This window comes from Kitasatospora sp. NPDC043949, assembly GCF_056435365.1.
Genome location: NZ_JBWKEQ010000008.1, coordinates 110,563 through 123,730 on the forward strand (window position 1 = coordinate 110,563; position 13,168 = coordinate 123,730).

Here is a 13,168-nt window from a genome sequence, read left to right on the forward strand (position 1 = left end):
TCAGCCCGCGGCGTTGGGCGCCCGGCTGGGCGTGCGCCCGGATCGCCCTCGTACTGGGCGTACTTGGGCGATTCGGGCGTGCGTCCAGGCGGGATGTCCGGCGTCGCGGGCCCGGCAAGGTCGGCCGGACAGGACCTAGGGCCCGGCATCGGCGGTGCTGCCGGGTCAGCAGTCCCGCAGCTCCTCGGACTGGTTGAGCAGCTGCTCCCGGACCGAGGTGAAGCGTGCGTGCCGTGCCTCGTTGGCGTCCGACGGCAGGAAGACCGCCACCCGGTGACAGTTCTGGAAGGCCAGCCGCACCCCGAAGTGCCGCTGCAGGGCCCCCCGGATGGCGTCGCTGGCGAGGGCCCGCAGGAGCTGGCCGCGGGCCTGCTCGCTGGGCGGCGGTACCTGGTTGTCGGCGAAGTCGGTACCGTCGACCTTCGCCTGGGCGACCAGCGAGCTGATCAGGTCCCAGGCGTACGGCAGCGAGACGCGGACGCAGTCGACGAATTCCCGCTCGTCGACCTCGCCCCGCTCGGCCTTTTCCAGCAGGGCCGGTGAGACGTCGAGCGACATGGATTCTCCTCTCGCGGTCCACCCGCGCGGCGCCCGGGTGGTCGTGCGTAGTCCAAGCTCACAGTGAGGGTGGGCGGATCGCGCGTGGTGTCCGGAACGCCGTGGAACGGGCGTTTTTGACACCCCGCGAAGGCGGCGGCACCACGGGACGTGACGTCCCGGACACCGACCGCGCTCGGAACAGCGTGGCAGTCAACGGCGGGACGGGCCGGTCATTCCTGTGGATTGCTTCGGAAATACGCGGCGGTGCACCACATTGGCCGGATCCCGTCGGATCGTTCATCTGAAGTCTCCGTCCCCGTTGACAGCGATCCCGCACGCGTGCCGTCACGTACGGTAGCGACCCCAGGACGTGGGCGCCAGACCGCGACGGGAGGTGAGCGGAATTGCCGAGCCTCCATGTTCGCGGGGTTCCCGGTTTCTTCACCCGGTCGTCGTGGAATCGCATCAACTGGCCCCGGTGGGCTAGCGTGGTCGACCGTGCGTCTCGTAATTGCCCGCTGCTCAGTCGACTATGCCGGTCGGCTCTCCGCCCATCTGCCCTCCGCCACCAGGCTCATCCTGGTCAAGGCCGACGGCAGCGTCAGCATCCACGCCGACGACCGCGCCTACAAGCCGCTCAACTGGATGTCCCCGCCGTGCGCGCTCAAGGAGGCGGACGGGGTCTGGACGGTGGAGAACAAGGCCGGCGAGAAGCTCATCATCACGCTGGAGGAGGTGCTGCACGACTCCTCCCACGAACTCGGGGTGGACCCGGGCCTGATCAAGGACGGCGTCGAGGCGCACCTCCAGGAGCTGCTCGCGGACCGGATGGAGGTGCTCGGCGCCGGCTGGTCCCTGATCCGCCGCGAGTACCCCACCGCGATCGGCCCGGTCGACATCCTCTGCCGCGACTCGGACGGTGCCACGGTGGCCGTCGAGATCAAGCGCCGCGGTGAGATCGACGGCGTCGAGCAGCTCACCCGCTACCTCGAACTCCTCAACCGGGACCCACTGTTGGCCCCGGTCAAGGGCATCTTCGCCGCCCAGGAGATCAAGCCCCAGGCCCGCGTGCTGGCCACCGACCGGGGCATCGGCTGCGTGGTGCTGGACTACGACGAGCTGCGCGGCATCGACGACGACAAGCTCAAGCTGTTCTGACCGGTCAGCTCGCGGACGGCGAGGGCGTCGGCGGCGGAGGACTGGACGTCCCGGTCGCGGGGCCCGTGGCGGGCGGCTGGGTGGTCGCGGTCGCCGAGGGCGACGTGGTCGACGGCTTCGGCGGGGGCGGCGTGCTGGCGCCTCCGCCAGGCTGAGTGCCCCCGGAGTTGCCACCGCTGCCGCCGCCGGTGCCGCCACCACTGCCGCCGCCGCTGCCACCCTGCGGCGGGCCGGACTGCTGGGCCGGCGGCTGCGACTGTCCCGGTGCGGGCGGCTGCGACTGCTGCGCCTGCTCGGTGGCCCCCGCGGTCTCGCTCGGCCCACGGCTCGGCTTCTTCGACGCGCTCGGCGAGTGCGAGGCGCCACCGCTCGCCGACGGTTCCGGGCTGGTCCCGCCCGCCGCCGCACCGCCCCCCGCGTCCGTCCCCGGCGCTCCCGTCCCTGACACCCCCGTACCGGTGGCACCGGCCCCGGCGGTCGGGCCACCGACGTGCGGGGACGGGAGCGGCCCGCCCTGCCCGCCGTCGGGGTCGTCGAGCCGGGTGTGCGGGTCGTTGCCCGGGTGCTGCTCCGGACCGGTGGCGCTCATCGCCACCGCCGTCCCGAGCGCCCCGAGCGCGAGGACGGCCGCCGACGCGGCGATCACCCGACGCCTGGTCCCGGAGCGCAGGCTGGACGGCACCTTGGCTATCGCGCGGATGACGGGCCGCCGCACGGGCGCCGGCCCGGGGGACGCCGCGGGCGGCAGCTGCCGCCCGTCGGCACGCAGCAGGTCCAGCATCCGGCCGGCTGCCGCGACGCCGCGCTGCTCGCCGGCGGCGGACCGCAGGGTGAGCGCCGTCTCCAGCTCGGCCATCGCCCGGGACGGCTCCCGGACGCAGAACGCGTGCACGCCCGCCTCGTGGTGGAACCAGGCCTGGTCGGTGCCGGAGCCCGTCCGGCGGGCCGCCTCCAGCCCCAGCTCCAGGACCCTCTCCCAGGCGCCCCAGCGCAGCGCCAGCGCCAGCGCGGGCGCGGCCGCCCGGGCCAGGCGCACGACGGCGTCGTGCCGGCCGGCCGCCCGGTCCGCGACCAGCACGCCGACCACGACCTCCGCCTCGGCCGCGACCTGTTCCAGCGACACCGAGCTGTGCCCGACCCACCAGGCGAAGTGCTGGGCGGCGCCGTCCAGGCAGCCGCGGGCCGGCCAGTGCGGGGCGAGCAGGTCCAGCACCCCGGCGGTCAGCCGGTGGTGCCCGCCGATGGACACCGCCAGCCCGGCGTCGGCGAGTTCGGCGAGGGCGCTCTCGCCCTGGCCGACGTCGATCAGCGCAGGCAGGTGCGGCGCGGTGGGACACTCGCCGCCGAGCGCGACGGCGAGCCTCAGGACGGCCTGGGCGGGCTCGCTCAGCCCCTCCGCGAGCCGGACGGCGGGTGAGGCGGTCTCGGCGACGGACGGCAGCGGGACGGTGCGGCGCAGCGCGTTCTCGCGGACGGCCGGATCGGGGTCGTGGACGGGCTCCTCGACCGCGCCGAAGACCCCCATCCGGTCCTCCTCGGCGGCGACCAGCGCGTCCACCGCCACGTCCCGCTGGCGCAGCAGCGCGGCGGCCTGGACGAAGCGCAGCGGCAGCCCCTCGGACTCGAACCAGAGGTCGACCGCCCAGGCCTTCTCCTCAACGTCCAGCGGCCGCCCGGCCTGGCGGGCGGCGAGGGCGAGGCAGGCGGAGCGGGAGAGCCCGGCGACCAGGTGGTCCTGCAAGCGGGAGCCGGGTGACAGCGCCGGGCTCCCGGGGGCGGCGGAGATCAGGAAGGCGCAGCCGGGGGCGAGGGCGAGCAGGTCCTCCAGCTCGGCGCCGGACTGCTCCGCGCCGTCGACGACCACGATCGCGCCGACCTCGGCGAGGTGCACGGCCAGCTGGCCCGGGTCGGGCCGGTAGCCGGGGGCGTGGTGGGTGGCCGCGAAGAGGTCCTGGAGCAGGTCGGCGGCGGTGCGGCGGTGCCCGCAGAGCTGGACGACGCCGCCGGGGGCGAGGTCGGCGGCGGCCTCGGCGACGGCCGACAGCAGCGCGCTGCGGCCCGAGCCGGCCTGGCCGACCAGGCGTATCGAGCGGCCCTCGGCGAGCAGGCCGAGGAGTTCGGCGACGTCGGCCTCGCGGTCGAGCAGCGGCAGGTCGGCGGGCCCGGCACCGAGGGCGAGCGGGCCGACCGCGCGGCCGACGCCGCCGACCGGGCCCCGGGCGGGCTCGCTGCGCTCGATCCGGCGCGGGCGGGGCCGCCACTCCTCGGGACAGGGCCTGACCTCGGAGCCGTCCGGGGCGCCGACGCCGACCAGCAGGGCGCCGGAGACGAGTTCGCCGCCTCGGGTGCGGGCGGCCTCCTGCCGGAACTCCCCGGTTGGCTGTGCCACGTTCTGCTCCGCATCCTGCTCGGCCGCCGGCGTCCCGCGCCGGCCGGCTGACGTCTCGGTCGCGGCCGCGCGCGGGCTGGGGGCAGCTGGCTGGGGCGGCCGTCATCTGACGGGCAGACTCTTGCACATCCGGGCCCGCCCGCGCAGGGGCGGCCCGGTCGGGGGCCGGGCGACGGCCGATCAGAGCCCGGTCGGGGCCCGGACGACGGCTGATCAGAGCCAGGTCGGGGGCCGGACGAAGAGCGGGCGGGGAACGAACGAAGGCAGGGAACGAACGAGCACCGGGGCCGGACGGGGGCAGGAGCGGCCAGGCCCTAGAGGGCGATCCCGTGGGCCTCGGTGACGCCGTCCACGGCCAGGATGCGGTGCAGCTTGGTGGCCACCAGCAGCCGCTGGAGCTGGGCCGGGACGGAGCGCAGCACCAGCCGCCGGCCGATCCGGCCGGCCCTGCGGTGGGTGCCCATGATCACGCCGAGGCCGGTGGCGTCCCAGAACTCCAGCCGGGCGAGGTCGAGCACGAGGTCGCCGAGGCCGCCGTCCACGGCCTGGTGCAGCCGGGCGCGCGCATCGGCGGCGGTGCGCACGTCGAGGCGGCCTTCGATGGCCAGCGCCCTGTGGTCGCCGGTGATGCGCATGCTCTCCTCCTTCGCCTGACCGGTCCGGTACGGGGGTGGTCCGACCCGGCCGTGCCGGGGCGGGGGGTGGGGGTGTCCATCCGGGCGGGCCGTGGCCCCTCGCCCGGGTCCGGTCGCAGCCTCGTCGTGCTGGGCCGGGTCTCCCTCTTCTGACGGCGAACCAGCAGCGCAGGTTGCTGGTTCCGGCCAGATCTGAAGCAACTTCACTCGTCCGAGGGAATATACGCAGTCAGTCTCCACACCTACGCTCGATTACCGCCCAAATCACCCGTCTGCGGCACCTGGCGTGAGGAAACTCACCCGCCCCCGAGCGGGCGGGCCGTACGGTGTTCCGCCGCACGGCCCGCCCGGTCGCCGGGCGTCGTCGTTCACCCGTTCCGGCGGGGGCTCACTTGCCCTCGTACGGGTAGAAGCCGCGGCCGCTCTTGCGGCCGAGGTCGCCGGCGGTGACCATGCGCGCCATGATCTCCGGGGCGGCGAACTTCTCGTCCTGGGTCTCGTCGTAGATGTTGCGGGCGGCGTGCAGCAGGATGTCCACGCCGGTCAGGTCGGCGGTCTCCAGCGGGCCCATCGGGTGGCCGAAGCCGAGGCGGCAGGCGGTGTCGATGTCCTCGGCGGTGGCGACGCCCGACTCGTACAGCTTGGCGGCCTCGACGACCAGCGCGGTGATCAGGCGGGTGGTGACGAAGCCGGCCACGTCCCGGTTGACCACCACGACGTCCTTGCCGACGCCCTCGGCGAAGGCGCGGGCGGCGGCCAGGGTCTCGTCGCTGGTCTTGTAGCCGCGGACCAGCTCGACGAGCTGCATCAGCGGCACCGGCGAGAAGAAGTGCACGCCGACGACCGACTCGGGGCGCCGGGTGGCGGCGGCGATCCGGGTGATCGGGATGGCGGAGGTGTTGGAGGCCAGCACCGCGCCGTCCTTGGCGAGCTTGTCGAGCTCCCGGAAGACGCCCTCCTTGACCTCGAACTGCTCGAACACGGCCTCGACCACGATGTCGGCCTCGGCGACGGCGCCCAGGTCGGTGGTGGTGGTGATCCGGCCCAGCGCGGCCTCGGCGTCCTCGGCGCTCAGCCGGCCCTTGGCGACGAACTTCGCGTAGGAGGCGCGGATGCCCGCGAGACCGCGCTGCAGGGCCTCCTCCGTGACGTCCCGCAGCACCACCGGGTGGCCGGCCTGCGCGGACACCTGGGCGATGCCGGCGCCCATCAGGCCGGCACCGATCACGGCGATCTGCTTGCTGGACGCATTGCTCATGGCTGGGTCTCCCGATGCCGTCGCCGCCCTGGGGCGGGCCCTGAAGGCGGCTCAGGGCAGGGGTCACCGCCGGAGAGCCGCGTCGCTCGTTGCCGGGACTCTAATGCCCAATCCGGCCCCGTGGTGTCAATCGGGAGTGTGATCTGCGCCCGACCTGGTCGGGCGACCCAGACCCGCCGTGACCAGCCGATCAGACCGGCCGATCGGACCATCTGACCGGACCGGCCGACCGGACCGTCAGACGCTCAGACGGTCAGCCCGAGGTCCTGCGCCAGGATCGCCGCCTGCACCCGGTTGCGCAGCCGCAGCTTCGCCAGGATCCGGCTGACGTGCGTCTTGGTGGTCGCCTCCGCCATCTCCAGCCGGGCCGCGATCTCCCCGTTGGACAGCCCGGCCCCGATGCAGGCCAGCACCTCCCGCTCACGCGGGGTCAGTCCGGCCACCGCCTCCCTGGCTTCCGGCCCGACCGCCCGGTCCGGCCGGGCGAAGGCGCCGATCAGCCGCCTGGTCACCGAGGGCGCCAGCATGCCGTCCCCGCGCGCCACCGTCCGGACGCCCTCGACCAGGGTGTCCGCCTCCAGGTCCTTGAGCAGGAACCCGGCCGCGCCGGCCCGCAGCGCGCCGTAGACGTACTCGTCCAGGTCGAAGGTGGTCAGCACCAGCACCTGGCCGGCCCCGGCGGCGACCACCTGCCGGGTCGCCGAGACGCCGTCCAGCCGGGGCATCTGCACGTCCATCAGCACCACGTCGGGCCGCAGCTCCAGCGCCAGCCGGACGGCCTCCTCGCCGTCGGCGGCCTGCCCGACCACCTCGATGTCCGGCTCGGCCCGCAGGATCATCACCAGCGCCGCCCGTACCGCCGCCTGGTCCTCGGCCACCAGCACCCGGATCGTCATGCCCCTGCCCCGCTCTCCCGCCCGCGCGGCAGTACCGCGCGCACGCTCCAGTAGTCGTTCCGCGGCCCCGCCTCGAAGCTGCCGCCGAGCAGCCCGGCCCGCTCCGCCATGCCGACCAGCCCGGCCCGGGCGCCGGGCAGTTCGCGGCCCGGTCCGTGCCGGTACGGGCTGTCGACGGCGATCCGCAGTTCCTCGGGGCCGAACTCCATCCGCACGCTGACCAGTCCGGGCCCGGCGTGCTTGAGCGCGTTGGTCAGCGACTCCTGGACGATCCGGTACGCGGCCAGCCGGACCGGCACCGGGACCTCCCCGCGCTCGCCCCGCTCGGCGAGTTCGAAGTCCAGCCCGACGTCCTGGCCGGCCGCCCGGGCCTTGGCCAGCAGGGCGTCCACGGCGGCCAGGTCGGGCGCCGCGTACGACTCGTCCGCCTCTCCCCCGCCGCTGTCGCGCAGCAGTCCGATCATGCGGCGCATTTCGGCCAAACCCTGGACGCTGCTCTCCCGGATCACCGCCAGCACCTCCACCAGCGGGTCGTCCCCGGCCAGCCGACGGCGCCGGGCGACGGACTGCGCGCCGGTCGCGTGGATCGCGATCGCCGACAGGTGGTTGGCCACCACGTCGTGCAACTCCCGTGCCATCCTCGCGCGTTCGGCGACGACGGCCTCACGCCGGTCCATCTCCGAGAGCAGCGCGGTCTGTTCGGCCCGCAGCCGCTCGCTCACCGCCCGGTCGCGGTGCTTGCGGACCACGTCCCCGGTCCAGACCGGCGCCAGGTAGATCAGGACGGTGAGCACCACCACCGCCACCGCGTTCGAGGCGTCGCTGTAGATCAGCACCAGGGTGGACAGCACCAGCACCGAACCCGTGCCGGTCAGGTGCAGGATCCGGGACATCCTCGGGGTCCCGTAGAGCACCGCCGCGTAGAGCAGGTCGGTGTACATCAGGCTGGTCGCCAGCAGGGCGCCGGTGAAGATGCTGTACCCGAAGGCGAGCCCGCCCAGCGTCGTGGTGAGCACCGGCCTGGTCCGGCGGAACAGCTCCAGCACCGCCATGACCAGCAGCGCCGGCACCACCGCCCCGCGCGGGATCCGCGAGGAGTTGTCGTAGACCTGGAGCGCGATCAGCAGCGCTCCGCCGAGCAGACCGAGCAGGGCGATCCCCCGGTCCTCCTGGCGCGGGGTGAGGGTCGGTCTCAGCACACCTCCATCTCACCATCCCCGGGCGCCGCCCGGCTCCGGTCCCCGGAGGAGCCGCCGTACATCGAAAGGTGCAGGCCGGGACGGCACCCGGCGACGACGACGCGGCCACGCCCGCGCGCCAGGCTGGAGGCACCGCCGACCGCCCGGGAGCACAACGTGATCGTCACCCTCATCGTCGCGGCCGAGATCTCCTTCTGGATCCTGCTCGGCCTCGGTCTCACCGCCCGCTACCTGCTGCGGTGGCGCCGCACCAGCACCGCCCTGCTGGTCGGCCTGCCGGCGGTGGACCTCACCCTGTACGTGCTCACCGTGCTCGACCTGCGCGGCGGCGCCGCCGCGAGCTGGACGCACGCCCTCGCGGCGAGCTACGCGGGCTTCTCGATCGGGTACGGGCCCTCCCTGGTCCGCTGGGCCGACCGGCACTTCATGTACCGCTTCGCCGGCGGCCCCAAGCCGCCGCGCTCACCGAAGTGCGGCCTGGCGCGGTCCCGGTACGAGTGGCAGATCTGCCGCCGCACGGTGGTCTCGGCCGCGATCACACTGAGCCTGATCACCCTGCTGGTGCCGCTGTCGGGAGGCTCCGCACACTTCGGCACCTTCCTCCAGTGGTACCTCAAGCTGGGCATCGCCGCCGTGGTCAACGTGGTCATCGCCGTCAGCTACACGCTCTGGCCGAAGCAGCCGCCGGCCGGCGAGCAGGACGCGGACGACCCGATCGCCGAGCAGCCCGTCGCCGGCGTCCCGGAGAAGCGGCTCTGAGGGGCTTGCCGGCGGTTCTGAGGGACCGCTAGCGGTTCTCGCCCGGCACCCAGAGCACGTCGCCGCGCTCCTTGTTGGCCGCCCGGGCCAGGATGAACAGCAGGTCGGAGAGCCGGTTGAGGTACTTCGCGGTCAGCGGGTTGACGCTGTCCCCGTACTCCGCGATCGCCGCCCAGGTGGCCCGCTCGGCCCGCCGCACCACCGTGCAGGCCAGGTGCAGGTAGGCCGCGCCGGGCGTACCGCCGGGCAGGATGAAGCTGCGCAGCTTCTCCAACTGCTCCAGGTAGTGGTCGCAGTCCCCCTCCAGCCGGTCGACGTACGACGGCAGCACCCGCAGCGGCGGGTACTTCGGGTCCTCGACCACCGGCGTGGACAGGTCCGCGCCGACGTCGAACAGGTCGTTCTGGATCCGGACGAGCACCGTGACGATGTCCTCGGGCAGCGATCCGGCGGCGACGGCCACGCCGATCGCCGCGTTCGCCTCGTTGGTGTCGGCGTACGCGACCAGGCGGGGATCGGTCTTGGTGGTCCGGCTCATGTCACCTAGCGCGGTGGTGCCGTCGTCGCCGGTGCGGGTGTAGATGCGCGTCAGATTCACCATGCGGCCAGCGTAGCCGGACGGGTTAGGCGGCGTTAACCCCGAGCGGGACCAGCCCTACCCGGCGTTGTCCCCGAGGGTCTCGCCGCTACGCGACGTTGACCTCCCCCAGCCTCCGGCCGGGGGTACCCCCACCCCGAGGGTCCCGCCGCTACGCGACGTTGACCCTCTGCCCGGGCGGGGCGGCCTCCAGCCAGGCGAGGAAGCCGGTGAGCGCGTCCTCGCTCATCGCCAGCTCCAGCGGCTCCCCGTTGTGCAGGCAGCGCAGCACCACCGAGCCGGAGAGCAGGGCGAGCTCCTCCTGGCCCTCCGGGTAGCGCCGGCCGAGCACCTCGATCTCCCGGCGCGGCAGCACCCTGCGCGGGCGCGGGGCGTACGAGAAGACCCGGAACCACTCGATCGAGTCACCGCTGTAGCGGCCGATACCAAAAACCCACCCCTTGCCGTCGGTCTGGGGGACCGGGGCCGAGGTGGGTTTGCCGTTCTCGTCGAGGTCGGGCTGCGTCGAGGCGTCGGCGGGCATTTTGAGTCGGTAACTGCAGTCGAACGTGCCGCCGACCCGCTGGATCAGGCGGCGTCGTACCGCGAACGCCACCAGGCCGATCACACCCAGCGCCACGACCGCCGCACACACCACAAGCGCGAGGACCATGCTCACCTACCTCCTCGCTACCCGCGTTCCCCGTATCGGTCGTATCAAGCGACCGCGTTGACCTACCAACTACGACGACAGTCCCGGGGTCACGCTCACGCGTCCCCGGGACCGTCGGTCGACCCCGCTGAACCAGGGTCTTGGCGCACTCAGACGTGGGCCTTGAGGCCGCGCGCCGCGAACAGGCGGACCTCGGCGCGCCGCTCGGCGTGCTCGTCCAGGCCCGACTTGGCCTTCTCCAGCGCGCGCTCGGCACGGGCGACGTCGATCTCGTCCGCCAGCTCGGCGATCTCCGCGAGCAGAGACAGCTTGTTGTCGGCGAAGGAGATGAAGCCGCCGTGCACCGCGGCGATCACGGTGCCGCCGTCCGCCGTGCGAATGGTGACCGGACCGGTCTCCAGCACGCTCAGCACCGGGGTGTGACCCGGCATGATGCCGGTGTCGCCGGAGGCCGTACGGGCGACGACGATGGTGGCCGCACCGGACCACACCTTGCGGTCGGCTGCGACCAGCTCGACGTGCAGCTCAGCCAACGTGGGCTCCTAGGCTCATGCAACCCCCGATTACTCGGGAGTTTCGGTAAGAATAACGGCCGCGCGCCTCCGGCATGAAACCGGCGGCACGGATTTGACCGGAATCACAGCCGATGCGACGCGAGGGGTGGTCCCGGGCTCGGGGCCACCCCTCACGGTCACTCAGCTGCTACCGGCCGCGACTACTTCTTCGCCAGCTCGGCGGCGTTCTTCTCGAGGTCCTCGATGCCACCGCACATGAAGAAGGCCTGCTCCGGGATGGAGTCGTACTTGCCGTCCGCGATCGCGTTGAAGGCCTCGATGGTCTCCGACAGCGGCACGGTCGAACCCTCGACACCGGTGAACTGCTTCGCCACGTAGGTGTTCTGCGAGAGGAAGCGCTCGATGCGACGGGCACGGTGGACCGTGACCTTGTCCTCCTCGGACAGCTCGTCGATACCGAGGATCGCGATGATGTCCTGGAGGTCCTTGTACTTCTGCAGGATCCCCTTGATACGGAGGGCCGTGTCGTAGTGGGTCTGCGCGATGTACCGCGGGTCGAGGATGCGGGACGTGGAGTCCAGCGGGTCGACGGCCGGGTAGATGCCCTTCTCCGAGATCGGGCGCGACAGAACGGTCGTCGCGTCCAGGTGGGCGAAGGTGGTGGCCGGGGCCGGGTCGGTCAGGTCGTCCGCGGGGACGTAGATCGCCTGCATCGAGGTGATCGAGTGACCGCGGGTCGAGGTGATGCGCTCCTGGAGGAGGCCCATCTCGTCGGCCAGGTTCGGCTGGTAGCCCACCGCGGAGGGCATGCGGCCGAGCAGGGTCGACACCTCGGAACCGGCCTGGGTGAACCGGAAGATGTTGTCGATGAAGAGGAGCACGTCCTGCTTCTCGACGTCACGGAAGTACTCCGCCATGGTCAGCGCGGAGAGCGCGACGCGCAGACGGGTGCCCGGCGGCTCGTCCATCTGGCCGAAGACCAGCGCGGTCTTGTCCAGAACGCCCGAGTCGACCATCTCGTCGATGAGGTCGTTGCCCTCACGGGTGCGCTCGCCGACGCCGGCGAACACCGACACACCACCGAAGTTCTCGGCGACGCGGTAGATCATCTCCTGGATCAGAACGGTCTTGCCGACACCGGCACCACCGAACAGACCGATCTTGCCACCCTGGACGTACGGGGTGAGGAGGTCGATGACCTTGATGCCGGTCTCGAACATCTCGGTCTTGGACTCGAGGTCCTTGAACTCCGGCGCCTTGCGGTGGATCGGCCAGCGGACCTCGACCTGCTGGTCGAACTCCTTCTGGTCCACGTTCAGCACGTCGCCGAGGGCGTTGAAGACCTTGCCCTTGGTGATCTGGCCGACGGGCACCGAGATGGCGGCACCGGTGTCGGTGACCTGGGTGCCACGGACCAGACCGTCGGTCGGCTGCATCGAGATGCCGCGGACCATGCCGTCGCCCAGGTGCTGGGCGACCTCGAGGGTCAGGGTCTTCTTGCCCGAGCCGTCGGGGTTCTCCGCCTCGACGTGCAGGGCGTTGAACATGTTCGGAATAGCGTCGACGGGGAACTCCACGTCGACGACCGGGCCGATGACCCGCGCGACGCGGCCCGTCGCCGTGGTCGGCTCAACAGTGGTGGTCATTCTCATTCGCTCCCGCGGCTAGCGTCGGCGAGGGCGTTGGCACCGCCGACGATCTCGCTGATTTCCTGGGTGATCTCGGCCTGACGGGCCGAGTTGGCAAGCCGCGTGAGCGACTTGATGAGCTCGCCGGCGTTGTCCGTCGCGCTCTTCATCGCGCGTCGGCGGGCGGCGTGCTCGGAGGCGGCCGACTGCAGCAGCGCGTTGTAGATCCGGCTCTCGACGTACCGCGGCAGCAGCGCGTCCAGCACGCCCTCCGCCGACGGCTCGAAGTCGTACAGCGGGAAGATCTCCGCCTTGGCCGGCTGGTCGTCGCTGAGCTGGACCTCGTCCAGCTTCAGCGGCAGCAGCCGGGCCCCGACCGCGTTCTGCGTCAGCATCGACACGAACTTGGTCGAGATCAGGTGGAGTTCGTCCACGCCGCCCGTCTCGGCCGTGAAGGCCTCGATCAGGTCGGCCGCCACGGTCTTCGCGTCCCCGTAGGTCGGCTTGTCCGAGAAGCCCGTCCACGACTCCGCGATGTCGAAGCCGCGGAACGTGTAGTACGAGACGCCCTTGCGACCGACGATGTACGTCACCACGTCCTTGCCCTCGGCCCGCAGACGCTCGCTGAGCGACTGCGCGGCCTTGATGGCGTTGGTCGAGTAACCGCCCGCCAGGCCGCGGTCCGCCGTGATCAGCAGGACGGCGGCGCGCGAGGCGCTCGGGTTCTCGGTGGTGAGCGGGTGCTTGGCGTTGGACCGGGTGGCCACCGCCGTCACCGCACGGGTGAGCTCATCGGCGTACGGAGTGGAGGCGGCCACCGCGCGCTGCGCCTTGACGATGCGCGACGCGGAGATCATCTCCATCGCCTTGGTGATCTTCTTCGTCGCGGTGACAGAGCGGATCCGGCGCTTGTAGACCCGAAGCTGTGCTCCCATGGGTCG

The 13,168-nt window shown here is 72.4% G+C and carries 13 protein-coding genes; 2 read left to right on the forward strand and 11 right to left on the reverse strand.

Annotated features, from left to right (window positions below; genetic code table 11):
- Positions 1 to 165: 165 nt before the first annotated feature.
- Positions 166 to 558: an SCO5389 family protein gene (locus tag AC07AL_RS09395; RefSeq protein ID WP_063347790.1), complete on the reverse strand. Its 393-nt coding sequence runs from the start codon at positions 556 to 558 to the stop codon at positions 166 to 168.
- 480 nt (positions 559 to 1,038) lie between these two features.
- Between AC07AL_RS09395 and nucS the strand changes: the two genes are divergently transcribed.
- Positions 1,039 to 1,698, forward strand: coding sequence for an endonuclease NucS (nucS, locus tag AC07AL_RS09400; protein WP_280676005.1), 660 nt, complete (start codon positions 1,039 to 1,041; stop codon positions 1,696 to 1,698).
- Positions 1,699 to 1,702: 4 nt separating this feature from the next.
- On the opposite strand, the gene AC07AL_RS09405 is transcribed toward nucS, so the two are convergent.
- From AC07AL_RS09405 to AC07AL_RS09425, 5 genes are all read right to left on the reverse strand, one after another.
- The gene (locus tag AC07AL_RS09405; RefSeq protein WP_478317272.1) at positions 1,703 to 4,087 is read right to left on the reverse strand and encodes a P-loop NTPase family protein; all 2,385 of its coding nucleotides are present in this window, start codon (positions 4,085 to 4,087) and stop codon (positions 1,703 to 1,705) included.
- 314 nt (positions 4,088 to 4,401) lie between these two features.
- Complete coding sequence (locus AC07AL_RS09410) at positions 4,402 to 4,722, reverse strand: STAS domain-containing protein (RefSeq protein ID WP_363582008.1); 321 nt, start codon at positions 4,720 to 4,722, stop codon at positions 4,402 to 4,404.
- Positions 4,723 to 5,110: 388 nt separating this feature from the next.
- Entirely contained in the window at positions 5,111 to 5,980 is an 870-nt protein-coding gene (locus AC07AL_RS09415; RefSeq protein WP_400988539.1) for a 3-hydroxyacyl-CoA dehydrogenase family protein, read from the reverse strand.
- A gap of 245 nt (positions 5,981 to 6,225) precedes the next feature.
- On the reverse strand, positions 6,226 to 6,876 hold the full coding sequence (locus AC07AL_RS09420; RefSeq protein ID WP_350879592.1) for a response regulator transcription factor: 651 nt from the start codon (positions 6,874 to 6,876) through the stop codon (positions 6,226 to 6,228).
- Positions 6,873 to 8,075, reverse strand: a complete 1,203-nt coding sequence (locus AC07AL_RS09425) for a sensor histidine kinase (protein WP_400988541.1) — start codon at positions 8,073 to 8,075, stop codon at positions 6,873 to 6,875. Before AC07AL_RS09425 ends, AC07AL_RS09420 begins: the two co-directional genes overlap by 4 nt.
- 156 nt (positions 8,076 to 8,231) lie before the next feature.
- Here AC07AL_RS09425 and AC07AL_RS09430 point away from each other — a divergent pair, with 156 nt between their 5' ends.
- Positions 8,232 to 8,834: a hypothetical protein gene (locus tag AC07AL_RS09430; protein WP_478317273.1), complete on the forward strand. Its 603-nt coding sequence runs from the start codon at positions 8,232 to 8,234 to the stop codon at positions 8,832 to 8,834.
- A gap of 28 nt (positions 8,835 to 8,862) precedes the next feature.
- Here the strand turns inward: AC07AL_RS09430 and AC07AL_RS09435 are convergent, their stop codons facing one another.
- The 5 genes from AC07AL_RS09435 to AC07AL_RS09455 all read right to left on the reverse strand — a co-directional run bounded on the left by AC07AL_RS09435 (position 8,863) and on the right by AC07AL_RS09455 (position 13,162).
- Positions 8,863 to 9,435: a cob(I)yrinic acid a,c-diamide adenosyltransferase gene (locus AC07AL_RS09435; protein WP_363582002.1), complete on the reverse strand. Its 573-nt coding sequence runs from the start codon at positions 9,433 to 9,435 to the stop codon at positions 8,863 to 8,865.
- A gap of 148 nt (positions 9,436 to 9,583) precedes the next feature.
- On the reverse strand, positions 9,584 to 10,084 hold the full coding sequence (locus AC07AL_RS09440) for a DUF2550 domain-containing protein (protein ID WP_063347798.1): 501 nt from the start codon (positions 10,082 to 10,084) through the stop codon (positions 9,584 to 9,586).
- 149 nt (positions 10,085 to 10,233) lie between these two features.
- Entirely contained in the window at positions 10,234 to 10,617 is a 384-nt protein-coding gene (locus AC07AL_RS09445) for a F0F1 ATP synthase subunit epsilon (RefSeq protein WP_363582000.1), read from the reverse strand.
- Between the two features lie 182 nt (positions 10,618 to 10,799).
- Entirely contained in the window at positions 10,800 to 12,245 is a 1,446-nt protein-coding gene (gene atpD, locus AC07AL_RS09450; protein WP_363581998.1) for a F0F1 ATP synthase subunit beta, read from the reverse strand.
- A gap of 2 nt (positions 12,246 to 12,247) precedes the next feature.
- On the reverse strand, positions 12,248 to 13,162 hold the full coding sequence (locus AC07AL_RS09455; protein WP_400988544.1) for a F0F1 ATP synthase subunit gamma: 915 nt from the start codon (positions 13,160 to 13,162) through the stop codon (positions 12,248 to 12,250).
- Positions 13,163 to 13,168 lie beyond the last annotated feature (6 nt).